A 25,305-nucleotide genomic window follows, 5' to 3' on the forward strand; every position below is an offset into this window, starting at 1 on the left:
CATGGCGCACGGTCACGACCGTTCCCGCCTTGGCCCGAACGGTGAACCGGACCCAGCCGACCATGTTCTGTCCCATGTCAAGCAGCGTCTCGCCGCTCGGCGTGGTCACCACGGAGATCGGCACGATCGTATTCACGATCCGTACGGGCTCGCTCTCCTGCGCGACAAGCGATGTCTTCGGATGCGAATACGGCGAGGCGCTTCCCCATTCCGAATCGTCGAATGCCGGATGCGACCACGACTTCCGCTCCAGCCTGGCGTCGTAATGCTCGCCGTCATAAAGCTCGGACCAGCGAAGCGCGCCGTCGCTGCCCCGCCAGCTGCCGTCCGAGCCGACGATGGTCTCGGTGCCGTCGGCATAGCGTACCTGCAGCAAGACAAGTGCGGCTCTGGTGTCGCCGTAGTAGCTCTTTTTCTCCCAGCCCAGTCTGCCCCGGTACCAGCCGTTGCCGAGCATGAAGCCGATCGCGTTATCCCCTTCGTTCAGCAAGGCCGTGACGTCAAAGGTCTGATATTGCACGCGCTTCGCATAGCTGGTCCAGCCGGGGTTCAGGCAGGTATCGTCGGCAGCCTCGCCGTTGACGAACAGCCGATACATGCCAAGCGCCGTTGCGTATATGCGTGCGGAGGCAACCGGACGGTCCAGTCGGAATGCCTTGCGCAAATAAGCGACAGGTTCATGCCCGTCTTCGATCGCGGGCAGCGCGTACGAGATCCAGTCGGCTCCCGCCCACTCCGCCTCCGACAACAGCCCCGTCTCGAAATAGGCGGCCGGGCTCCATTCCGATTCCTCGCTCTGATTAACCCATACTTTCACACGATAGAAATACCGCGTGCGCGATCGCAATGTCTCGCCTTCATAAGTCACCGCGACCGAACGATCGCCGGCCAACTTCTCCGTATCCCACGCAAGCCCGCCTTCAAACGCGGCATCTTCCGCGACCTGGATCCGGTACGCCTCCTGAACGCCCCCGCGCCGCTCCGAACGTAGCTTCCAGCCCAGCCGCGGCGCCTTGTCGTCGATGCCCACCGGGTTTAACCTGGTGTTGCAGGACAGTCCGTATACTTCGATCTCCGCCATTCGTTCATGCCCCCATGCCGTCATTAAATTACCGATCCTGATTGCAGTTTAAAGCGCTGCCAGCGGCAAATACATTGGTGAACCGGACAATATTCCATGGTAAAATAGACATCAAATTGAAGCTGGAGGCCCTGAGATGAAAAAGACGCAATATACGTTGCGGGGCAAAAATCTGTTCCGCGGCGGCCTGCGCATTTTCGTCAACCGCATCGAGGAGAACTTCTTCGATTCGGGTCTGCACGAGCACGATTTTATCGAACTGAACTACGTCGCCGAAGGGACCGGATACCAGTACATCGGCGAACAGGCGCTGCCCGCGGCTCGCGGCGATCTCTTCGTGCTGCCCGTCGGCTGCTCGCACGTATTCCGTCCCTATTCTGCCGACAAGCGGAGCCGGCTTGTCGTCTATAATGTCGTGTTCGCGCCTTCTCTTCTGACGGAGATCGCCATAACGGCTCCCGAGCTGCTGCTCGACCAGATCGTGGCGGGGCTGATCGAGGACAAAATGGAAGCAGGCATCGCAAGGGACAAGCGACTCGTACTCGAGCCGCTGTTCGAGCGAATCCACGAGGAGCACGCCGCCCTTCGCCCCGGCGCCTCGGCGATGCTGACCGCGCTGCTGACGCAGATTCTGATCGAATGGACGCGGCTGCGCGAAAAGGCGACCGGAGCAGGATCGCCCGCGGCCGCCTTCCTTGACTTCGGCGAAGCCGTCGCCTACGTTCGCGAGCAGGCGCTCGAGCCGCTGACGCAGCGCCAGGCCGCCGAGCGGTTCGGCCTGAGCGAGCGGCACTTCCAGCGGCTGTTCGTCCGGCATACCGGACAGACCTTCCATACGTTCGTCCAGCGCCAGCGCGTGCTGACCGCATGCCAGCTGCTTCGCGATACGCGCCTGAAGCTCGACGCCGTCTCGGGCATGGTCGGCTACCGGGATACCCAGTCGTTCACGGGCGTGTTCAAGCGGATCGAAGGCGTTACGCCGGGGCAGTATCGGAAGAGGTTGGCGGGGGAGCTTTGATCCGCAGCCAACTTGCTTCTATTTCCCGTAAACCTCAAATTCCCTGATTCTAGCATAATTCGCTTGCCCGTCCTGCGCCCCCTGCGTAATGTACAGCCTTACATACCGTCCGCTGGCCGCGATGTTTCGATTGGTGATGTCCGCGGTGTTCCCTGTCACCGAATCCACGTCCGTAAAGTTGGTTCCGTCATTGCTCACCTGGAGTTTGAAGTTTTTCGTATTGTATGCCGCCGCATCGCCTCCAGAATGAGCATGCTTGACCACCCATCTGGAAAGATTGTATACCCGGCCAAGATCAACGCTTAACCAATGCGGGGCTGCGTCGATGCTGCACCAATGATTGGTCAGCAAGCCGTCTACCGCATTCGCGGGACCGCTGCTCGCGTCCACTTGCCCGCTTGCCGTCGCCGTTTTGCCTAAGGTCACATTTTTCTGGATCGCGCCGTAAACCTCAAAGTCCCTTATTCTCGCGAAATTCGACTGTCCGTTCTGCGCGCCTTGGGTGATATAGAGCCTTACGTACCTTCCGCTAACGGTGACATTCCTGTCCGTAATATCCGCCGTATTCCCGGTTACCGTATCCGCATCCGTAAAATTCACGCCGTCGTCGCTAACCTGCAGCTTGAAATCTCTTGTATTGAATAGGGCATTGTCCCCTGCCGAATGCGCATGCTTGACTACCCATCTCGAAATGCTGTAGTTCGCGCCTAAGTCCACTGTCAGCCAGTGCGGAGCGCTGTCGATGCTGCACCATTGGTTGTCTATGGACCCGTCGACGGCTTTAGCCGCTGCAGATTCGGCGTTCACCTGGCCGCTTGCCGTCGCCGGCTTATTCAATACGATATTGTGCCTGTTCGTATCGATCTCCGCCTGGTATAACCTCGCCCCCATATTACTGTCGGCCGCTCCGTCCGTAAATTTCAAGTAGATCTGCTTGCTCGGATTGTTGGATAACAACGCATTCAGATCCACGTCGATCTCGCCTCTCGGCATAACGCTCCCCGGGTCGGCCAGCACCGTCCAATTCGCGTTGTCGCGGGAGCCGCTCACGATATAATCCCCTCCGATATCCAGATAGGCGGTCGCATCGGATACGGCATCGTCCAGGTCGAACTTGTAGGTCCAGGAGTTGGCCGCGCTTGCATATCTGGAATTGCCGTCCATGACGGTGCTTCCATCGTCTTCGAACAGGACGGAGGTTTCAGTTCCTTTCCCGTTTGCAGGAAAACTCAGGTTGGATAAGTTCGCGATCAAAGATTGCCTGTATAATCTGAAAAAGGCGTATTGGTCGACGACCTCGAAATTTAACGCCGGAAAATCGGCATGCAAGGCGTCAATGGCATCCGCAAGCTGCTTGGGGTCTTGTATGACCGTTCTGAAAAAATAAAATTGTTCGTTCGGAAGGATGGCGGTCATGTAATCGTAAAAGGTTTTCTCCACGAAGCTGGCGGACTCATTGATGAATGGGCTGATGACCGGCACATACGGTACGCCCTGCACCAACTTCTTTTCCGCGCTGGTCCAGCCTACGCCGTTTGGAACCAGCTCGCTCAGGACGTCATACGTTGCCGCGGTCATGGGCGCGTCTTCCGTTACAAACAAAAGACCCGTGCTATCGATGTCGAACTTGTTTAATTCGCCTGCGAGATACGCTTTATAGGACTGTAAATATGGACTTGGTATCTTTTGCAAATAAATATAGGCGCCGCTCGAATCGCTGCCGGTAAAGTAGTCCTTTTGCGTCGCTTCGGCATACAGCTTGTTAAATACCATCGGCACCCGTTTGGAGACGACGGGCGATACGGGCCACGAGAGGGGAATTCTTCCCCTTCCATTCGTCTCGTCCCATATTCCAGGCAGCAGGCTTCCTGCCCATGCCGCGTTATCGTAATCTCCCATGTAGAGCATGACGTATTTTTTGGCGGGATCGTATTGCACGCTCGAGTCTCCGTTATTCGTCCGATGCAAATTGCCGTCCAGGGGGATATCCTGGTAGACGGACGCATTGGCTAACGATTCCATTCCGATCGCATCCGCATCGAACTGAATGAGTCTTTGGGAAAACATATGGCCTTGGGCAATTTCCACCGAGCTTACCGTATCCGCAGTCGCATCGACAAAATCGGTATATTTATATTTCCAGGGCAAATAGCCGCCTGTCGTTATCGGATCGGTCCCCGATTGGGCTCTTGCAGCATCAAGGATGGCAGACAAGGTGTTGTAATCCGTCCCTAAAGGCTGAGTAGGGTCATCGTTCGGTTTATGCAACACGCTGCCGGGATTGCGCTCGGGCTGCAGGTCCAGGAAGAAGGCTTTATTTCGGATGAAATAATCCTTGACGATCAGCCCGCGGTCGTTAAGTTCGCCCTCGGCCTCCGTGCTGTTGGGATAGACGATATTCCCGTTTTTATCCGTGTTTGTCGTCCAGGCATCGATATAGTAGGCCAGCAGCCGGGCGTTCGCCTTGCCGGTATCGATGTACTTCTCTTTGGCCCATATATAGGCATCGTTTTTTTTGCTTCCTGTGGAGGGCGTGGACGAATTCCAGATCGTGCCGCTCCCCGTAAATTTGCCGTTCAAATAGACCGACGGGGTGAGTCCAAGCGAGCTTCTGCCCATGATATCGCTGTAGAGGCTGTTGACGGACGCGTCGTATCTGACCGGCAGCAGATCCTCGACGCCTGCAATCGTGTTTGCCACGTTCGAGGTCGAAGGTACGGCTTCATCCCACAGTACAAGCCCGCCGAACTTATAGGCGAAAGCATCGATCAGCACGAACGGATCGGTAACGGTTATTCTGGTCTTGCCGGCGAACAGATTGCCCGGGTCCGTCAGGCCGTCAAGCCAGTAATCGGCCGAATTATAGCCGGACAAATATTCAAGGTTCGTCGTGAAATATTTATAAAATATTTTGGGGCCGCCGGTATCCCTGTTCACGACGCCTTGCAAGGCAGTAAGAAGCGTAATCATATCGTAAGCGTATTTTTTATAGAGCTGCGTGCTGAACGACCTGTCGAAGGCGTTCGGATACGTGGTGTTCGTATAACTCCCTGCGCCGATAAATCCTTTATAGCTCGCATCGACATCCGCAGCGCTCGCCAGCACTTCGAAGGCCACGGTGTTGTTCGCTTGCGGCCCTCCCGAATAGCCGTCGTTTTTTAAGACCACCCTGTTGAATTTCATCACGCTTCCCAGGTCGATCTTGAGCCAGCTTGCAGGCGTGCCGGTGCTCGTCCAGCTTGTCGCGGCATTCCCGTCGATCGCACTTTCAGGTATGTTCGCCCCATCGTGACCAGAGCTCGCAATGACCGTTTTGTTCGTCAAGAGATTTCCCTGGTCGTATAGTTCAAACTCGTAAATATTCGCATGCAAGTCCCCGTTCTGGCTGGGCGTCGTTATATTCAGTCTAAAGTACCTGCCGGTTGCGCCGGTTATCGTCCTCTCGGTTACCGCGCCGGTATTTCCCGACACGCTGTCCGCATTCGTAAAGTTCACCCCGTCCGTGCTGACTTGAAGCGCAAAATCGCGCGTATTTAATGAAGCCGGCTCTCCCCCCGCCTCGGCATGCCTGACCGCCCATCTCTTTATCGTTTTCGTTTGACCCAGATCCACCGTGAGATTGCTGTTTGCCGAGGCGCCGTTGCTCACCCATTTTGTTTCGGGCTGTCCGACGATGGACGATCCGCCGTCCACCGCGGCCTCCGGCCTTGTCGTCTCATTCAGATAGCTCGATGCCGCAACGCTTTTCGCCTGCGCCAGATTGTAATAGAGCTCGAATTCGGGCACCCTTGCCGTCGCGTTGAACGCGTCGCTTGAAGGTCTGCTAATATTTAATTTAATGTACCGGCCGGAAGGGATCGCCGATTCCGCCAAATATTCCGTGGCCCTGCCGGGGTAAAAGGATTTCGGGTCGCTGTTGATATAGCTTTTCATATCGAAGTAGTAATAATTGTTCGAGCTTGGATGCGTATCGTTAAACAGTTCCACTTCCAGTATTCTTACGATCGTGTCCATTCCCTGATTGGGAGCGGTAATAAGTATTCTTGCATACCGAGCCGTCTGCGGCGAAAGGAGTCTGTTCGTGATTCCCTGCGTATTCCCGGAGACGGTATCGACGTTCGTGAAGGCGCTTCCGTCATTGCTGATTTGAAGAACGAAGTCCTTCGTATTGTAGGCCGGATTGTCGTCGCTGGCCTGGGCATGCTTGATTTTCCACCTGTTAAACGTTGTTGCGGCGCCCAAATCGATACGGAGCCAACGGTCCCCGGTACCGGTGTTGTACCAGCCCGTTCCGTAGCTGCCGTCGACGGCCAGCTCGGGGGTCAGGCTGCCTGTCGAAGCGGTGACGGATTTGTTCAAGGCCAGATTCGGACTGGAGGCGAATGCGATCTGAGGCGCGAATATCCCATTGGAACCAAAGTCGGAATACGCCACCAATAGTAACGCTAGCAGAAGGATGCTCATCGCTTTTTTTGGATTCATTTATCATTCTCATTCCTCTCGATTCATCGATTTAAAAGGATCATTTCAAAATGGAAGGGGAAAACGAAATAAACTTATCCTGAAAACCTCCGGTTGTTTCGTCCGAAAAACGCAATAAGAGAATCGGATCGTCAAAGCGATGGAGAGTTCCAGGATAAGCTCTAATGAAAGAATTGATTCTAACCTTAAGCGTTGGAAGTTAAGGGGCCACTGCGATATCGATGGCGAATTCGCCGCCGACCGGCAAGACGGACGGATAGTCGACGGCGTACTCCCGCTCGGCAATCGGGCGGAGTCGAACGGCCTTTCCGTCAATGGCGGCGCCAACCGGCTTGACGGGCAGCCGAAGCCGCAGCTCTCCGGCGGCGTTAGCGCCCGTGCCGACGCGGATGCCGTCGCTTCCGCTGCCCCGGATGGCGATCCGCAGCCCGCCTTTTTCTCCGCCGAAGACGATCTCGCCGATTGCGCCGGACGAGCAGTACGCATCGCCCCGCTCGACCTTCCCGTTCTCGTCCTCGAAATGCCAGGACACCCGCCTGTCCGCACCCGCAAGTGGCGCAAACCGAAGGCCCACTCCGGACGGCTGCCGCGTCAGCTGGCCCAGATACCCCAGCTCGCCATGCCGGGGCGAAGCATAGGCAAAAGCTTGCAAGCCCAGCAGCGTGCCGTACAGGCTCAGCCCGACATCGCCCGTGCACACATGATCGCCGAAGTTGGGAGATTCCTGCTCCCAGCAATAGCTCATGCTGGCCCGCCCGTCCCCGTGAATCTTGGCCGTGGAGCCGAGCAAGCCGCCATAGATAAGGGACAGCAGCGTCGGATCGGGCTGCAGAACGCCTTGCCGAACGAGCATCAGAAGCGCGCTCGAATTAAGCGGGCTGGTATAGTGATGGCATACCTCCGCAAAGTCGGTCCCCGCATCCCACCAGCGGATGTCGCTGCCCTGCCACCACCAGACCGGCTGTTCGCCGCGCACGGCCTGCATCGCTTGGCCGATCGCCGACAGGCAATCTTCTTCCTTGAAATAGTCGGCGTAATAGGCGATACACTCGTATCCGGTGTTGTCGTACGGGCATTCCGAGCCGTAGGGCACATCCCCCCGGAACAGCTCATCCGCGTGCCGACGGACCCGAATGAGCAGGTTGTAGTACATCTCCACCTTCTCTTCTTCCCGCAAGCTGTTCAGCAGGTCGAAGATTCGCTGTCCGCCCATCAACCCGGTGATGAGATCCATCGGACGCGACGCATCGAACATTTTCATCAGCGTCCGGTAGGCGAAGTCCAGGTATTGCTCGGCCGAATACGCTTCCGTCATGCCGTATTGCCTGGCGATCCGGTACATCGAGTAGTACAGATTGGCGACATGCATGTAGTTGTAAGAACGGGTCGTGTCGAAACGAAAGAGCCACCACTGGACTTCATCGTTGTCCGGGTTTTGCAGGTAGCGGCGGACATAATCGACGATATACCGCTCCAATTTGGCGATCTGTCCCCGATTCGGATACAACGCGTTTTTCTCTGCGGCGAACATCCCGTCGGTGATCCCGCCTTCATAGGATCCGTTGCCCCACAAGCTGTCCTCCTTGGCATACAGTCCTTCGCCCTTGAATGCCTCGAAGTCGCCGAGCGAATACAGGAGAATGGCGCCGTTCAGAACGCTGTTCTCGTCGTGCAGCACCTGACGGTCGACAATAAAGTCCGCGCGGCGCTCGAACAATTCGGGCAGCGGCGCGGTCACGCGAAAAAGCAGCGCAGCTGGCTCGGCTGCGCCGTCGCCGGCAATCCGCACCAGCTGCTCGCCCGGTTCGCGGAATTTGAACCGCCAGACACGGCCATCCGCGCTCTCTTGCTCGGACACCGACTCAAGCTTGTTCGCGTCCAGGAGCGACAGCTTGCCGCGGCCCCTGGCGACGATCCGGAACTCGGCGTCGATCGGCCCGGTCATCGCGGGCACCGCGTACGCATCGATTTTACCGCTGTTGACCAGTACCTCGGCCAAGTCGCTCCGTCGCTCGACGAAGCCCAGCCGGAGACGTCGGACGGCCGTCTCTCCCGGCCCCAGACGAATTCCGCTTGCTGCCAGGCCGGGCAGCAGCGGCTTAAATCCGTTCGCGGCCAAATAGCCTTCGGCATGAAGGAACAGCAGGCTGCTTCCCGGCCAGGCGTGGTTGGGAATGCCCGGCCTTTCGAGATCGATCGTGCCAGGGAACCGGGAGACGTGCTCGAATCGGGTATCCCCGAGCGGGATACAGTACAGCAAAGGTTCGTTCCCGCTTAGGCTTTCCACCAGCTGATAGCCGTGCGCGCCGCCCGGATGGACATGCTCGTAGTTCAAATGCCCGTACAAGTAGCGCTGGTCGTATCGCCACGGACAATAGTAGTTGTTTATCGGCGCCGAGATCGCCAGTTCGGCGGCTTCGAGCCCGCGGCTGCCTGCCGTGACGGCGAGTTCGACCGTCAAGGCATCGGCCTCGGCACGGAACGTCTTGATTACCCGGACATGCTCGTTTTCGAATACGTAAGTTTCCGCCTCTCCCGGCTCCCGTCGGAAAGAGAGCCATTGTCGGCAGTAAGCAGGTTCTTCCTCCGGACGGTCTCCCGGCAAACGGTAACCGAGCAGGACGGCCGAGTAGCCTTCCACTTTGTTCGGGGCGTCAGATCCGATCAACGGCAGTTCCATAGGACCGGCTACATAATTTTCCTGTCTGGGGTCGCCTGCGTAGCCCAGAAAAGCAATCTCTCCGTTGTCCGGATTCGGACGAAACGTCAGGCCGATGCCGGGTCCCGCATCACTTCGCGTCGCGGCCGCAGCTGTCATAGCCCATCCCTCCCATGGTCAAAATGGTACGCCTGCCAGGCCCGGCAAATGCATGCGCCACGCCTTGGCCTTGGCGATTTGCGATTCCGCCTCGTCCGCGTGCCGAGTCAGCGTATCCGCCACGATCGACAGCGTCGGGATCACCTCCGGCGTATCGCCGGACGGGAGCTGCCCGCCGGAAGGCCACGCCCACTCGTGCACGCCGCCCGACCCTTTGCCCGGCGCCGGATGGGCCAAATAATGCGTTTGCCTGGCATAACGGTACAACGCGTATTCGTATGCGCCCGGGGCGCGTCCTTCATGGAACAGACTGAACGCGCCCCATAGCGCATCATAGCTGTTCTCGCCGAACAGCAGGAGGTCCGGATAACGGCTCTTCATGGCCGCCGCCCACGCCAGCGTGCCTTCGTACGGCGAATGGACCGGGTCGTTGATCCAGTAGCTCGACACGTCCAGGAAAATGCCGTCCACCCCGTAGGTGTCCACCAGATACGCCGCCCGTTCGATCATATGCTCGCGAAAGGCCGGATGGCCAAGATTGGCAAGCACGCTGTTGCTTTCCGCGGACAGGTCGTAATCCCAATCCACCCAATTGATGCGGCTCTCCATTCCCCATCGGTCCCGCGCGGCAACGTCCCGCAAACCAAGCGCTTCGGCGTACTGCAGGTTCAGCCCGTTGGCGCCGAGCATCGGCACGATCCGGAAGCCGAGACGGTGCGCCGTCGCGACGAGACTTGCGAACCCTTCGGCTCCGCCCATCGCTTCGCTCGGCTCGTAAATCGGATAACGATGATAGTAACGGCCGTCCCACGCGGGGAGAAAAGCCATCGCCTGATGGGCGGGCATCCGCTCCGCGATCCAGTGCAGACTGCGTTCCATCTCCGCGAACGTCTGAAATACATGACCTGTCCAGTGCTCGCCGTGCAGGATCGTCACCAGCTTGATCTCGTCCAGCCAGGCCGGGACGTCGGACCGCCGTTCGTACGGCACGATATTAAAGTGCGACTCCAGGTCGGCGCATCGCTCCCGCACGATATCGGCCGGCTCCTCGCAGCGCCCGATGTGCCAAGGCGGCGCATCGATTTCAAACGCATGGCGTCTAGCGTCTTCCTGATGGACCAAGTCGAGCACATTGCCTTCCAGGTACGGATCTTCATGCACGGCGAAGCTTTTGCCCCGGACGGCGCGATCCTTCGACAAGGCGTACCAGGTTTGTCCCTTTCCGTTCTCGACGAATACCAGCGGCATTTTCATGATAAAGCCGGGATACGGTTTGGCTGCGATGCAGCCGCCGGACCCAACCGTCTCGCGCCTGTTCTGATCGTAGGTGAGCGCCTTAACGTCCAGTCCCAGCACTTCGAGCATGATGGATTTGCATTCCTCCGAGGCATGACTCCCTCTGGCCGTCACGATGTAACGCCCATCCGCTCCTCGCGCGATTTCAAGCCCGATCGAGCCTTCCGCGCGCCGCTGGTTGCCCGCCCACGACAACCCGCTCGCCGCAAGCGTTACGCGGTCCCCTTCCCTGCGCACTTCGACGCGCTGCGGGTCGGGCGCGTATACGTTGTTCACCGTGAACAGGCGGACGGCGAATTGCAATTCGTCCATTCGGACAAAGGTATCTCCAAAATCGTAACCAATCGTATACAACCGCATCTTCCTCCTGGATCGCCATAAGCTGCGATCCGCAAATTTCATCGCCGACCGGCGCTAGCCCTTGATGCCGGTCAGACTGATACCCTCAATAAAGTATTTCTGGCCTATGAAGAACATTGCGATGGCGGGCAGCACCATGATCGCGGAGCCGGCCATCAGCAGGTTCCAGTCCGTGGCGTACATGCCTTTCAACTGAAGCAATCCGAGCGCCAGCGTAAACTTGGAATCTTCATTAAGAAAAATGAGCGGCCCGAAGAAATCGTTCCATACGTTCATAAAGGTGAAAAAGGCGACCACCGTCAATGCGGGTTTGACCAGCGGGAGCATAATGCGAATATATATCTGCAGAAAGCTAGCGCCGTCGATGACGGCGGACTCGTCCAGGTCCCGCGGTATGTTCATGAAAAACTGGCGCATCAGAAAGATGTTGAACGCGCCCCCGCCGAACCAGGCCGGCAGAATGAGCGGCCAGAACGTATTGACGGCCCGCAGCTCCGACCACATGATGAAGGTCGGAATGAGCGTTACGGCCGAGGGCAGCATCATAGTCGACAGAATCACCGCGAACCAGGCGTTGCGGAACCGGAACCGCAATCTCGCGAATGCGTATCCGCACATGCTGCTCGTCAGAACCACGCCGATCATGACCGGGATCAGGATCAGCAAGGTGTTGAACAAATAACGGGCAAACGGAATGATGTCGAACACGTCCGCGTAATTTTGCCAGAGCAGCTCTTCCGGCCAGATGCGGGGTGGGAAGATGAACAACTCGTCGGTTCTCATCAGCGAGCTGCGAATCAGCCACAGGAACGGTACGGCTGCCAGCGCCGCGCAAACGAGCAGAACCGCGAAGCTGGCCGTCTTGCGAATTCGCATGTTACTTGCCACCTCCGTAATGCACCCATGCTTTCGAGCTCTTGAAGACGCCGGCAGTCAACAAAGCGATCAATGCGAACAAAATCCAGGACAACGCGCTCGCATAGCCGAAGTGATTGTATTGGAACGCCTCCCGGTAGATCAGGTAGACATAGAACAATGTCCCGTTGTTCGGTCCCCCGCCGGTCATGACGTAAGCCTGGGCGAACGCCTGCAGCGAACCGATCAATCCCATGACCAGATTAAAGAAAATGACCGGCGTAATCATCGGGATCGTGACGTAACGGAACTTGTGCCAGCCGTTCCCGCCGTCGATCTCCACCGCCTCCAGCAGATGCTTGGGCACATCCTGCAGCCCCGCGAGGATGATAAGGGCCGCGCTGCCGCAGCCCCACATGCTCATCAGGATGAGCGACGGAATGACGGTCGCTTCGTCGTAAATCCACATTAACGTCGGGAGACCTACGCTTTTCAGCACGGTATTCAGCAGGCCGAAGTCCGGATTGAACAGCCATACCCACAGCATGCTCGAAGCCACGATCGGCACGATCGTCGGCAAGTAAAAAATCGTGCGGAACGCCGCTTGACCCCTGACGCCGTAATTCATGAACAACGCCACGACGATGGAAGCCAGCATCGTGAACACGACGCTCCCGATGGCGAAATAAAAGGTGACCAGCAGCGACTTTTTAAAGAAAAGGTCCTCGGTGAAAACGGTTCGGTAATTGTCGAAGCCGACCCATTTTGCCGCGCTCAAAATCTGCCAATCGGTCAGGCTGATGCCCAGACTGGCCACCATCGGACCGATCGTCCAGATCAGCAGGCCGAGAATCGCCGGAAGGGCGAACAGATACCCGGCGATCTCTTCCTTCTTTTTCAGCGCGATTTTTCTCGATGCAGGCTTACTCATACCGGTACTTGTCCCCGTATTTGGCCTTCAGCTTCGGCAAAATGTCGTTGCGCACGACATCCGCGGCCGTCTTTTTACCCTGCCACAGCTGATCGAGCTCCGGATTGATGATGACGAGCGCCTCGGTGTCCTCCCAGTAGTAGGAAGGGTTCTGCTTCGTGTGATTCAATGCGTAATCGACGACGGCCTTGCGGTATTCCGGCGGATGCACCGGCGTATCGGTCCACTTTTTGATCAACGCTTCGTCCGTATACCATTGCTCTTCGTTGGGCATCCACAAGCCGCTGTTGATCAGGCTGATGCTGTTCTCGGGGTTCATGATATAGGCATAGACCGTTTCGACCTGCGCCTTGTATTTCCGCGTTCGATCGGTGTCGAAAATGATGACCGGTTCGCCGAAGTTGGTCGTTAGCGGCGTCTTGAATTTGGGCAGCACGCCGATGCCAAGCTGCAGATTTTTCTCGTTTTTGGCTTTGCCGAGCGTCTGCAGCGACCATTGCCCGCTGATCGACATGGCGATCCGTTTGGTGAGCAGCGCCGTATCCTCGGCGGGGATGGTGGACATTTGCGACGGCTTGGGCATGACTTTGTCCACGTACATCAGATCGGCGATCGACTGAAGCGCTTCCACGGATGCGTCGCTGCCGATCGTGAAGGCGGCGGCGTCTTCGCTTACGATCCCGGTTCCGTTGCTGAATAGCGCAGCCGGATAATATTGCCCGAGACTTTGAATATTGACGCCGAATGTCTGCACGTTATTGGCGTCGAAGCCTTCTTCCCCCGGATGCTTGCCGGCACGGTCCTTCGTCAGCTTCTTGGCCGCATCCACGAATTGCTCCCAGGTCCAAGCCTCGTCCGCGGAAGACGGCGGATAAGGCACGTTCGCTTCATCGAACATTTCCTTGTTGTAATTGAGCACCAGAATTTCGTTGGCGACGCCCGCTCCGATGATGGAACCGCCGCTATTCCGGAAAATGACCGAATCCAGCTTCTTGCCGATCCGGTCGCTCTCATACAGCTCGGTCAGATCCGCCAACTTGCCGTTTTGCGTCCATGACGCCACGGCTCCGGAAGGAAAGTAGCCGAGATCCGGCAGCGTATTCGAGGACGCCATCGTGTTCATCTTCGCCATATAGTCGTCCGCGACGTGCATGCCTTCCACCTGAATGTTCGGATGGAGCTTGTTGAACTGATCCAGCTGTGCCAGCATCGACGCCTTCTCCTCCGGTCCTCCCCAGAAGGAAAACTTGAGCTTGACCACCTCTTCGTTCGCCTTCGCGCTCCCTCCGGGACTTGGGGCGGAACCGCCTGTATTCCCCCCGTTCGCGCAGCCTGCTGCAATTGCAAGCAGCAGAAGCATGGCAATCCACGCGATAGCTCTCTTTCTCGTATTGACCATTTCCCAGCCCTCCGTCTATTTTCTGATAGAATGTGACCTACGCCCAGAATAACATCCGGACGCAGCCTTGTCGGTATACGAAAAAACAGAATAGGTGGCTGAAACCGACCCTCTGTAAACGCTTTATATTTTCTGCTACACTGAAGCTGATTCCATGGATCGCCCCAAAGACTCCCTCTTATCGGCTATAATCGGTCTTTTTTGAGGCTTGCCATGGCGCGCGGGAATGATTCACGTACATTAGGTGGTGAATACTGACATGAAATTCCTGAAATTGAACATCAACCGCCCGCTCTCCTTCGTGTCAGCCGGCAGCTTCGTCGCCGACCAGCCCTGGATTCACACGAAGCGAAGCATCACAAGCTTTGAACTCATCATCGTTGTGCGCGATACCGTCTACCTGGAGCTCGGCGAGGAGCAATACCCTTTGCAGCCCAAGCAAACCTTGCTGATCCTGCCCAACCAATCGCATTGCGGCTACGATTGGTCCGACAAGAACTGCTCCTTCCACTGGTTCCATTTTCAATGCGAGAACGATTACGACGTTATCGAGGAAAAAGAACTGTACGCCGACCTGATCATGTTGGACAACAACCCGTATCTCCATCGTTTGGCCGATTATGTGTACATTCCCGTCTTTTCTTCCCCCCGGGAGATCGAGCGCGTGAATATTCTGTTTCATCAGCTGCTGCACACCATGGAATCCGGATATTACACCGGACATAGTCTGAACTACTTGGTTACGCTGCTGCTCATCGAGCTGTCCGAGCAGACGCTTTCCCAACTGAAGAGCCAATCACAGACGGACGAAGCGGCCGATCCGGCCGAAAAAAAGCTGATGAAGATTCTCGAGTGGATCCGCATTCACAGCGCCGAACGTATATCGGTCCAGGACGTCGCCCAACAATTCACTTACAATAAAGACTACTTAATTCGCTTTTTTAAAAAACATATGGGCATGAGCATGCAGGAGTATATCCACAGCCTGAAAATCGCCAAAGCCAAAAATATGCTGTACCAATCGTCCATGAGCATCAAAGAAATCGCCTTTGCGCTGGGCTTTCAGGACGAGAAATATTTCATGAAGCTGTTCAAACGGCTCCAAGGTCTGACGCCGACGGAATTCCGCAGCGCCTATTACCGCACGCACCTGAATAACAAATGACTAAATGGTGCTGTAGGGGCAAAAAGTTACTTTATAGACTCGCGGGCCGGTCTACATGGAGCGCGAAAAAAGCCCTCGCTATCGCGAGAGCTTGATGCTGGCACGCATTTGGATTCATTCATTCCGTCGACCACTCGTTGTCTCCTGCCTTCAGCTCGCGATCGATCGTCCTGCCGCCGATCGGAAGAGACAATCGGGCGTCCATCCCTTCCGGGATCCGGGCCCGCACGCGGACGGCTCCGTTTTCTTCGCGGTACCAGCCCGCCCGGATGACGCCGAGCGGCGTCCATACGTCGGCTTCGGCGAACGTCAGGCCGTCCGGCAGGTACGGGCGGATGACCGTCTTCGCGAAGCCCGGCGCTTCCGACCGGATGCCGACGACGAACTCCTGCAGCAGCCGGGCCGGGTAACCGTTCCACGCATGGGAGTGGCTCTCGATATCGTCCCAGCCCTCCCACATCGTTGTCGCCCCTTGGGCGAGCATGTATCCCCAGCCGGGATATTCTCTCCGGCTCAGCAGCGCGAACGCTTCGGCCTCCCGTCCGTTCTCGAACAGCATACGCAGCAGCGGCAGCGAGAGCACGGTGCGGCATTCCCACGGCTGGCGCGCCACGGAATCGATCGACGCTTCGCGGTCCTCCGCCGGCACGAGGTCCGCGAGCAGCGCGATGGCCGTCACGCCCTGGTGGGTCGCGGACGCGCCCGAGCTGTCCCGGAACCGCTTCGCCTCCGGGTCATACAGCTGCCCCACGACCCGCTCGGACAGCTCGGACGCCAGGCTCGCGTAGGCGCCCGCCTCCTTTTCCCGACCGAGCAAATCCGCCGAGCGGCTCAATATCCGAAGCGCCAGCACGAGTTTGATCTGCTGCACGGTCAGATGCGCGCCGGCGTGCTCGACCGATGGATACGGCCAGTCGCTGATATGCCAGCCTTTGTCGAGCGGCACGAGCCCCGTCTTCGGGTCGCGGATGCCGACGAAGTAGTCGGCCATCCGGCGCACCGTCTCGTAATGCTTCGCAAGCACCGAGACATGTCCCGACGCTTCGTACAGCTTCCACATGAGCGTCGCGTAGTGCAGGTCCCACTCCGGAATCTGGAGACGGAAGTCCTTATTCTCGTAATTGGTCGGCGCGACGAACGGGAACGTACCGTCGGCCAGCTGCGCATCCGTGAAGTCGGAGAGCGTCTTGTCGACGACGTCGATCGCGTCGAAGTTGTATAGCAGCGTCTCTGCCTGCAAATCCGTATCCGCCGTATATTGCGCTTGCTCGCGATGCGGACAATCGACGGTCTGGCCGAGCGTGTTGTTTTTCTGCGTCCGGATGGCCGCGGCGTACAGCGCGTTCAAATGCTCGTCCGAGCAGGAGAAGCTGCCTACGTACGCCATATCGGTATGCGCCCAGCAGAGGGTCACTTCGCCGGGCAGGATCTCATCCGGATATCCGGTTACCTCGACGTAACGGAACGCCTTGAAGGAAAAGTCCGGCTGCCACGTCTCCGTCTCCGCTCCGCGCATCGTATACTCGTCGTAGTAGTAATCCGAATGCTCGTTTGTCACATTATGCTTGACCCGGCCGTTCTCGTCGAGATCCTCCGACATCCGGAGCCGGATCGTCGCGCCTGCGATTCCCCTCAGCTTAAACTTCGGCCAGCCAGATACGATACGCCCGGGATCGAACACCTGCGGCCGCTCCCCGTTGGCGTCGCCTCCCGCCGGCTGCGGCAGCTTCGCGCAGACGATCTCCTCCTCGATCGCGCCCTCCGGAATCAGCTGAACTGCCATCGGCCATTGTTCCCGGCCGATCTTGGCGACCTTCGCCTTCAGCGTCGCCGCTACCGCGTTGCCGGCGAAGCGCCATTCGGAGTCCAGCTTGCGCGCGTCGAACTTCTCGATCGCCGACACCCGGCGCTTTTGCTGATAGGGCGTCCCCGTCTCGTGCGGCATCTCCTTCAGAACCCGCCACGTCGCGTCGGTCCGAACGACTTCCTCGGTGCCGTCCGCATAGGTCAAATGAAGCTGCAGCCTGAAGCCCGGCAACCCGTCGTAGTAGTTCTGGCCGCCCCCGCCGAGGTAATGGGCATCCGCCGTCAGGCAGTTCGTGCCGCTCGAGAGCAGCTCCGTTACGTCATAGGCCATATAAGCTTTTCTTTTCTCCGGATTCGTCGGCGCGGGAGAGACGAATCCACCCAGTTTCGTCCCGTTGACGTAGACTTTGGCCGTATGGTGCGCGGAGTAAAACAGCTTGGCCGAATCGAGCGTCCCGCGCACCTCGATTTCCTTGCGGAAATAGGCGAAATCGTTGATCCGGATGCGTCGCGAACGCCATATCCAATCCGCCTCCCAGACGACCTCCAGATCCGGTCGATGCTTGATTGCCGTTCCCTGCTCTTTATCGCTTGCGCTCACGATGCCGCCATCCTCTCCGCTTCATTTTTCATTAGCATACAAGAGAGAATCGGTTGCTTGTAGAGGGGGGCATATGATATGAATAGGGCAATCGCATCCTGATGGAAGAGGAGTCGTCGATCGTGTCCGCTACGCCGTTTAAGCTCGAAGGCAAGATTTTCTGGCAGCCGGAATTTCCAATCGCGGTCACGCGAGAGCGCGAGCGATTCACGCTGCCTATCCACATTCACGACTTTGTGGAAATTCAATTCGTCGCCGAGGGCAAAGGCTTCCATTATATCGGGGACGAACGGATTTACGTGGAAAAAGGCGATCTGTTCATTATTCCCGTCGGCACGAGGCACGTCTACCGACCCGCATCGGAAGCGCCGAAGGACGAGTTGATCGTCTACAACTGCTTGTTCGACCCTTCCGTGCCGGGTATTCTTGCGCGTGCGTATCCGCTGCCTGCGACGGCGCTGTCGCTGCTGTCGGGCGACGACAGGCCGTACCGCCGGTTCAAGGATATTTATAATGAAGGAAGAGCTTGCATGGAGTCGCTCTACCGGGAATACGGCTCGCAATTGCCCGGCTACGAAGCCGTGCTCTACGCGCGCCTGACCGAGCTTCTCGTCTGCCTGCATCGCCTGGAGACGGCAGGAAGCGCTGCCGTCGCGACAAGCTCCCGGTTGTCCGCCGCGCTTGACTACCTCGAACGCCACATCGATCGGCCGGTCACGCTGGCCGAAGTGGCCGCCCATCTCCCGGTAAGCGCGAGCTACATGCAGCGTATGCTGAAGCGCGCGACGGGACAATCGTTCACCGAGTACGTGCAAAACCTGCGAATCCGCCATAGCTGCGAGCTGCTGCGAAGCACGACGCTGCCCGTCAAGGAGGTCGCCGCGCGGTCGGGGTATCGCGATTTGAAGTTTTTCCACGAGCTGTTCCGCAAAAAAACGGGGAAGACACCGATCTCCTACCGGAACGAAGGGGACGACGCCAAGGTTGAATAAAAGATTGCGAGATTTCCGCTAGTCAACGCGTTTTTCCTGTTACCACTCCGCTACGCTGCCGTCTTGATGGCGCCATATCGGATTTTTCCAGTCGTGTCCGATATCCGCCATCTTCCGCACATGCGCCTCATCGATCTCGATACCGAGTCCGGGACCGTCCGGGATCGTGACGCAGCCATCTACGTAATTGAAGACGGACGGATCGACGATGTAGTCGAGCAGATCGTTCCCTTCATTATAGTGAATCCCCAGGCTCTGCTCTTGTATAACCGCATTATGGCAAGTCGCGTCCACTTGCAAGCAAGCAGCAAGCGCGATCGGTCCGAGCGGACAGTGCAACGCAAGCGCTACATCGTAAGCCTCCGCCATGCTCGCAATTTTTTTGCACTCGGTGATGCCGCCTGCATGCGACACGTCCGGTTGAATGATATCGGCGTATCCGTCCGCGAGCAGCCTTTTGAAGTCCCACCGCGAGAACATCCGCTCGCCGGTCGCGATCGGGATATTCGTAGCGGACGCGATCTCCCGAAGCGCCTCGTTGTTCTCCGGAAGCACGGGCTCCTCGAGGAACATCGGACGGAATACTTCCAGTTCCTTGGCCAGAATCTTCGCCATCGGCTAGAGGACGCGCCCGTGGAAGTCGATGCCGATGCCCAAATACGGACCGACGGCTCCGCGGACCGCAGCCACTCTCTTCAGCACCTCGTCGATCTTTTCGTACGAATCGATATATTGCAATTCCTCGGTCGCGTTCATCTTGACGGCGGTGAAGCCTTCGGACTGCGCGCGCAACGCGGCTTCCCCCACATCGGAGGGGCGATCCCCGCCGATCCAGGAATATACCTTGATCTTCTGGCGGCAAGCTCCGCCCATCAGCTGATAGATGGGGGCTTGGTGGTATTTCCCCTTAATATCCCACAGCGCTTGATCGATTCCCGCGATGGCACTCATCATCACGGGACCGCCGCGATAGAAGCCGCCCCTGTACATCGCCTGCCAATGATCCTCGATCGCGAGCGGATCCTTGCCGATCAGGTACCCGCTCAACTCCTCGACCGCGGCTCGCACCGCGCGCGCTCTGCCTTCCACGATCGGCTCTCCCCAGCCCGTTATCCCTTCATCCGTATCGATCTTCAGGAACAGCCATCTTGGCGGCACGATAAACAATTCCATACTCGTAATTTTCATGATCCGCTTCCCTTCGCTTGAATGGCATTGATCATATCTTGAATATGTGACTTCATGAGCGCTCTTGCTTGCTCCGCCTCCCGCTCCCGTATCGCGATGGCGATCAATCGATGATAGCTGGCAGCCTTCTCCCGCATATACGGCAGCTTATCCGTCTCTCTCCTTCCTTGCGCCGACAAATCCGCCACGACGGACAGCATTTGGGCAAGCAGCGGGTTGCCTGCGCCTTCAGCGATCTCCTGATGATAGCGGACATCCGTCTGAAAATGCTCCTCGCCCCGCTCCAGCTGCGCCTCCATCAGATCCGACAAATCACGGATCGACTTGACCTGGGCCGCAGACGCCCGCATGGCGCAATAAGCCGCCAGCTCCGGTTCGATCGCAAGACGCGCCTCCAGCAGCTCAAGCAGCGAACGCGTCTCCATTCCTTTGATCGGAGCCATCGGATCTTCGAGAAGACTTGGATCGTTGCGTACGAAAATGCCTCTACCATGTTCGATACTAACGACGCTCCGGCTCTCGAGCAGACGCAGCGCTTCCCTTACTGCAGTCAGACTGAGTCCGTACCGGGACGCCAATTCCTGCATCGTCGGCAGGCGTTCGCCGGGCTTCCACTCCCCCGCGCGGATTTGTTCCTGTATTTGCTCGATTACTTCTTCATGAGCCAGCTTCTTCATCAGCGTCTCCCGTACATCATTCTTCTTATTGATATGATCTTATTTATTTAAAGATAATATCTTTATTCTCAATTTGTCAATCATTCTAATTGCGGCAGGCAGCAATCTACTTTGTTCAATTTGGTCCTGGCAGCGGCTATAATCAAGTTGATCGCAAGATGAAGTTCCTGCCAAATGGCGAAAATAGGAGGCTCGTAAAAGGATGAGCATGCGCAAACGTCCGATAACCGGCATCGATCAACCGTGCTCGGTCATCGTCCTCGGCGGCGTTCCGCTCGGGACGCGGCTGGACGAACGGCAGTCCATGCGGCTGCTGGATCTGTATGCGGATGCCGGAGGCAACATGGTCGATACGGCCGAAGTTTACGGCAACTGGGTGCCAGGCAAAGCGAACGCGAGCGAGCTCGTGATCGGCAAATGGATGAAGTCGCGCGGCATCAGAAGCCGCATGATCGTGACGACAAAGGGCGGGCATCCGGATCTGGGGGCGATGAACGTCTCCAGGCTTCAAGCGGCCGACATCAGAGCCGACGCCGAAGGCAGCTTGCGCCGGCTGCAGGTCGACGCGATTGACCTGTACTGGCTGCATCGCGACGACCGGTCGATCCCGGTCGCCGAGCTGCTCGGTTCGCTCGGCAGACTGGTCGAGGACGGCATCATCAGGAGCTTCGGCTGCTCCAATTGGGAGACGGACCGGATCGCGGAAGCGAATCGCCTCGCGGCGGAGCAAGACTTGCCGATGTTCGCCGCCAATCAGGCATGGTGGAGCCTCGCAAGCCTGGATACGGCGCATATCGAGGATCCCACCGTCGTCGTGCTGGACGAAGCGATGTACCGTTACCATGAGGAGACGGGCCTGCCGCTCTTTGCCTACTCGTCGTTGGCCAAGGGCTTGTTCGCCAAGATGGAAGCCGCCGCCCGGGCGGGGACCGCTTTTGAGGCGCCGCCCTTGTTCGATCTTCCGGCGAATAAGCGCCGGTTCGAGCAAGCGAAGCTTATCGCCTCGGATCGGGGCGTCACGATCTCGCAGGTCGCCCTCTCCTATATCGTATCGCGCCGCTTTCCCTCCTTTGCCGTCGTCGGCGCGACCGACGAATCGCAGCTCGCCGACAGCCTCGGCGCAGGCGGCTTGACGCTTGGCGAGGAGGAGCTTGCCCTGCTCGACAACGGATGATTGGCCGAATAGAAAAGCCGCGCCTCTTCGCATGAGGCGCGGCTTATCATTTTTGCGGCGGTTGTCACCATATTGCGCCCAGGCAATATGCTGTAGCAAAAGGAGGATGCTTCATGTCGCTTTTGCTGCAGCCTGCCGATATCGAAAATGCGGAGCTCGTTCCGGAAGCGTGGAAAAAAGAGGCGTTCCGTGCATTCGCGGCCAAGATGTCCGACCGGAAAGCCCGCTTCCCTTGCATTCCCGCTACGCAAGCTTTTGCGCTGGGTCACCTGCGATACGGGTTCGTCGCGAATCCTTGGCACGCTTGCGCAGGCCGGGAGCTGGGCGAGCTCGTCGCCGAATACGGCAAAGCGTCGCGCCAGTTCGGCGATTATTCGTCTTTGATCGTATTTTTTGAACAAGAACCGGACGAAAAGGATGTCCTCGCCTACGAGGCGAAATTCTGGGACTTGTTAAGCGAAGTGAGCCGCCTGGACCAAGCGGCATGGCCCGCGGACATTCCCGAGGACACCGGACAGCCGACTTGGGAGTACTGCTTCGACAACGAACGGTACTTCGTATACTGTGCGACGCCGGCGCATCGCTCCCGCCAGAGTCGCCACTTCCCGTTTTTTATGCTCGCCTTGACGCCCCGCTGGGTATTGGATCGCTGGCACGCGCAGCCCGCACGCGCAGCCGCTACGGCTCCCCTCATCCGCGCCCGCTTGGCCGCCTATGACGAAGCGCCGGCGCATCCCGAACTGAAGCCTTACGGCTCGCAGGGGAATCTCGAGTACAAGCAATACTTTCTGCGGGACGACGATACGGCGTTGACGGGCTGTCCTTTTCACCGGGGGATCAAGAAAGAGCATGCGGAGTAAAAGCGTTAGCCGCTCCTGTCCGCGTGAACGGGGATCTGCGACGATCGGTCGGCCGTCCGTGCCGACTGTCGCTCCCTAATCCTCGAGCTCGACGGCAAGCGCATGGACGTACGGCGTCGGCCGCCGGTCGGGCAGGCGCACGATCAACGCTCCGTAAGGCTGCTCAAACGGGACTTCGCCGGCGCCGAGCAGCTTGACCGACTTGACCCGATCCGCTTCCGTCAACGTGCGTATCATCGCGATTCCGTCTGCCGGCCAGCGCATCTGGAAGGCATAAAGCATGTTGCCGCGCCGCGTAAACCGGAAATCCGCCGGCGTCCAATCGACGGCATCTTCCTTGAAGTGGTCGATCACGACGCTTGAAGGCCCCTCGCCGAATACGCGAAACGGGCGCGTTTCATAGACGGCCTCCTCGTTGACGCTTTTCCAGGCGGCCATTTCCCGGAGCAGGTAAGTGCACTCGTCGTCCAGCGTGCCGTCCGGCTTCTGCGGAATGTTGAGCAGCAGATTGCCGTTTTTGGAGACGATGTCCACCAAAATTTCAATGACATGCGCCGGCGTCTTATATACCGCGCGCACGTCATAGAACCAACCGCCGACGCAGGTGTCCGTCTGCCAGGGCTCGGGCTTGATGTCGCTCTCCTGGCTGCGCTCGATATCCAGAATGCCGATGGCATAGACGCTCTGTCGCCGATCCTTCTGATTGTATACCGCCTGGTTGACTCCGCCGTGCAGGCTTGCGCTCTTGTTGTACAAGTAAGCGACCGCCTCCCGCCCGGCCTCGAACGCTGCCGCCGCGTCCGACTCCGTCGCGCTCTCCTCGATTCTCCCGAAGGGCAAGGCGCCGTCGGAGTAGAGCAGATCCGGCTCATATCGATCGATCAGCTCTTTCATGACCGCCAGCCAATGCCGGCGCCAGCTTTCGTTCGTCGTATACCAGGGCTCAAGGTCGTGCATGCCTTTGTCCGGGCCGTAGTGCTCCCGGTTGGGCAAATACAAATCTTCGTAAGCCGGGTCGTTGCCGTCATACGGAACGCCCGCGTACGGTCCCGCTTTATCGCTGCCTTTGTTCGGCGCAAACCAGCTGAAGGTCGCTCCCATATGCTCGGTCAGACCGAAAGGCAAGCCTTTCTTTAAAGCCGCGGCTCTCCACAGAGCTACGATGTCCTTCTGCGGTCCCGCCTGCGCCGCATTCCACTTATGCAATTTGGAGTCGTAATTAAAGAAGTTGTCATGGTGCATGGCCTGCGCGACGAAGTACTTGGCGCCCGCTGCCGCATACAGCTCCATTAAGGCGTCCGGATCGAACCTTTCGGCCTTCCAGCGCTGAACGATGTCCTTGTAGCCGAATTCGGAAGGATGTCCGTACACGCGGGCGTGGTGGCGATATTGGTCCGTATTTTCGATATACATATTACGGGCGTACCAGTCGCCGAACATCGGCACGGACTGCGGTCCCCAATGGGACCAGATGCCAAGCTTCGCATCCCTGAACCATGCCGGGCATTCAAAGGTTCTTAACGAATCAAAGGTCGGTTGGAACGGTCCGTTCTTATAATCTGCTTTCAACAAAAGCACCTCCGGTTGTCCGATTCATACGGAGACAGTCCCGTTTTAAATGGAGACAGACCCATGGTAGCACCGGTATGCTATGCTGAAGAAGATACAAACCTAACCGTTGCTTGTATAAAACTAACCATCCTTGCAGGTGAAAAACATGATGAACGAACGCTCCCGTAAGCGACTTCTGCAGATGTACCTTTCCAATTTGCAGGTCAACGTGACCGCGTTAGGGTTTAATCCGGTCTGGTCCGATTGGCGCGACATCGATTATACGCCGGACTATAACAAGTTTTACTTTATTACGGACGGAGAAGGGTGGCTTAAGATCGGCGACCTGGAGCTTTATCCGAAGCCGGGCCAGCTGGCCCTCATGCCTGAAGGCGTCCGGCAATCGTACTCGGCCATTAACGACAAGCCCTATACGAAATACTGGTGCCACTTTACGGCGAAAATCGGAACGATCAACTTGTTCGACCTGATTCGTCTCCCCTGGATGATCGACGTGCAAGAAAAGGACGGCCTGCCTGCCGATCTGTTCAAAGAGATGCTCCGGTTCCACCAGGCCGATACGCTGTCCTCGTCGCTGCATATGAACGCCTGTCTGCTCCGGCTCATCGGATACTTTCTCGACCGGTCCGTTCCGATCGACATCCAGCACGCGCACGCCGAAACCTCCGACCTCCTCCGCGCCGTGCTGACCTACATCGACGATCATTTTCAGCGGAACATTACGGTGCAGGAGCTGGCGGATTTGACGCATATGCATCCCAATTCCTTTATTCGGCTGTTCAAAAAGCACCTCGGCACGACGCCGATCCAATATATCAACCGCAAACGAATCGACAGCGTAAAGCGGCTGCTCACCTCTACCGATCTCACGCTATCCGAGATCGGCGAGCGGACGGGCATTCCCGATACCTCCTACTTGTCCAAGCTGTTCAAGTCGACGACCGGTCTGTCCCCGACGCATTTTAAGATGCTCGCAGGGCGTAAGCTTGTCTGATTGATTGGTGAGCGCGCGACAGGCATCGGCGCATGC

The 25,305-nt window shown here is 57.8% G+C and carries 16 protein-coding genes and 1 pseudogene; 6 read left to right on the forward strand and 11 right to left on the reverse strand.

The annotated features are described in order from the left end of the window. A partial coding sequence (locus KVT38_RS19685; protein ID WP_217595453.1) for a family 78 glycoside hydrolase catalytic domain occupies positions 1-1,105 on the reverse strand: 1,105 nt, incomplete at its 3' end. 112 nt (positions 1,106-1,217) lie between these two features. Between KVT38_RS19685 and KVT38_RS19690 the strand changes: the two genes are divergently transcribed. Beyond that, positions 1,218-2,099, forward strand: a complete 882-nt coding sequence (locus tag KVT38_RS19690) for an AraC family transcriptional regulator (protein ID WP_217595454.1) — start codon at positions 1,218-1,220, stop codon at positions 2,097-2,099. A gap of 18 nt (positions 2,100-2,117) precedes the next feature. On the opposite strand, the gene KVT38_RS19695 is transcribed toward KVT38_RS19690, so the two are convergent. From KVT38_RS19695 to KVT38_RS19720, 6 genes are all read right to left on the reverse strand, one after another. Further along, entirely contained in the window at positions 2,118-6,581 is a 4,464-nt protein-coding gene (locus tag KVT38_RS19695) for a discoidin domain-containing protein (protein ID WP_217595455.1), read from the reverse strand. Positions 6,582-6,780: 199 nt separating this feature from the next. Further along, positions 6,781-9,399, reverse strand: a complete 2,619-nt coding sequence (locus KVT38_RS19700; RefSeq protein WP_217595456.1) for a DUF5695 domain-containing protein — start codon at positions 9,397-9,399, stop codon at positions 6,781-6,783. 18 nt (positions 9,400-9,417) lie between these two features. Beyond that, a complete protein-coding gene (locus KVT38_RS19705) occupies positions 9,418-11,049 on the reverse strand; it encodes an alpha-amylase family protein (protein ID WP_217595457.1) in 1,632 nt (543 codons plus the stop codon). A gap of 60 nt (positions 11,050-11,109) precedes the next feature. Next, positions 11,110-11,931, reverse strand: coding sequence for a carbohydrate ABC transporter permease (locus tag KVT38_RS19710; protein ID WP_217595458.1), 822 nt, complete (start codon positions 11,929-11,931; stop codon positions 11,110-11,112). Between the two features lies 1 nt (position 11,932). Continuing rightward, complete coding sequence (locus KVT38_RS19715) at positions 11,933-12,841, reverse strand: carbohydrate ABC transporter permease (RefSeq protein WP_217595459.1); 909 nt, start codon at positions 12,839-12,841, stop codon at positions 11,933-11,935. Beyond that, positions 12,834-14,240 (reverse strand): extracellular solute-binding protein, encoded by a 1,407-nt coding sequence (locus tag KVT38_RS19720; RefSeq protein ID WP_217595460.1) that lies wholly within the window; start codon positions 14,238-14,240, stop codon positions 12,834-12,836. Before KVT38_RS19720 ends, KVT38_RS19715 begins: the two co-directional genes overlap by 8 nt. A 259-nt stretch (positions 14,241-14,499) precedes the next feature. On the opposite strand from KVT38_RS19720, the gene KVT38_RS19725 reads away from it, so the two are divergent. Continuing rightward, positions 14,500-15,405, forward strand: coding sequence for an AraC family transcriptional regulator (locus tag KVT38_RS19725; protein ID WP_217595461.1), 906 nt, complete (start codon positions 14,500-14,502; stop codon positions 15,403-15,405). A gap of 118 nt (positions 15,406-15,523) precedes the next feature. On the opposite strand, the gene KVT38_RS19730 is transcribed toward KVT38_RS19725, so the two are convergent. Then, positions 15,524-17,812 carry a family 78 glycoside hydrolase catalytic domain gene (locus tag KVT38_RS19730; RefSeq protein ID WP_368859130.1) on the reverse strand — a complete coding sequence of 763 codons (2,289 nt, stop codon included), beginning with the start codon at positions 17,810-17,812 and terminating at the stop codon, positions 15,524-15,526. A gap of 122 nt (positions 17,813-17,934) precedes the next feature. On the opposite strand from KVT38_RS19730, the gene KVT38_RS19735 reads away from it, so the two are divergent. After that, a complete protein-coding gene (locus KVT38_RS19735) occupies positions 17,935-18,804 on the forward strand; it encodes a helix-turn-helix domain-containing protein (protein WP_217595462.1) in 870 nt (289 codons plus the stop codon). A gap of 39 nt (positions 18,805-18,843) precedes the next feature. Here KVT38_RS19735 and dgoD read toward each other — a convergent pair. Then, a pseudogene (gene dgoD, locus KVT38_RS19740) lies at positions 18,844-19,992 on the reverse strand (galactonate dehydratase). Further along, positions 19,989-20,669 carry a FadR/GntR family transcriptional regulator gene (locus KVT38_RS19745; protein WP_217595463.1) on the reverse strand — a complete coding sequence of 227 codons (681 nt, stop codon included), beginning with the start codon at positions 20,667-20,669 and terminating at the stop codon, positions 19,989-19,991. Before KVT38_RS19745 ends, dgoD begins: the two are co-directional and overlap by 4 nt. Positions 20,670-20,871: 202 nt before the next feature. Here KVT38_RS19745 and KVT38_RS19750 point away from each other — a divergent pair, with 202 nt between their 5' ends. Both KVT38_RS19750 and KVT38_RS19755 read left to right on the forward strand, forming a co-directional pair. Continuing rightward, positions 20,872-21,843 carry an aldo/keto reductase gene (locus tag KVT38_RS19750; protein ID WP_217595464.1) on the forward strand — a complete coding sequence of 324 codons (972 nt, stop codon included), beginning with the start codon at positions 20,872-20,874 and terminating at the stop codon, positions 21,841-21,843. Positions 21,844-21,956: 113 nt separating this feature from the next. Next, complete coding sequence (locus tag KVT38_RS19755) at positions 21,957-22,703, forward strand: YqcI/YcgG family protein (RefSeq protein WP_217595465.1); 747 nt, start codon at positions 21,957-21,959, stop codon at positions 22,701-22,703. Between the two features lie 75 nt (positions 22,704-22,778). On the opposite strand, the gene KVT38_RS19760 is transcribed toward KVT38_RS19755, so the two are convergent. After that, entirely contained in the window at positions 22,779-24,272 is a 1,494-nt protein-coding gene (locus tag KVT38_RS19760) for an alpha-L-fucosidase (RefSeq protein WP_254639358.1), read from the reverse strand. 148 nt (positions 24,273-24,420) lie between these two features. On the opposite strand from KVT38_RS19760, the gene KVT38_RS19765 reads away from it, so the two are divergent. Continuing rightward, positions 24,421-25,269 carry an AraC family transcriptional regulator gene (locus KVT38_RS19765; RefSeq protein ID WP_217595467.1) on the forward strand — a complete coding sequence of 283 codons (849 nt, stop codon included), beginning with the start codon at positions 24,421-24,423 and terminating at the stop codon, positions 25,267-25,269. Positions 25,270-25,305: the final 36 nt, after the last annotated feature.

It is taken from the genome of Cohnella sp. GbtcB17, from assembly GCF_019091135.1.
Classification (GTDB): Bacteria; Bacillota; Bacilli; order Paenibacillales; family Paenibacillaceae; genus Cohnella.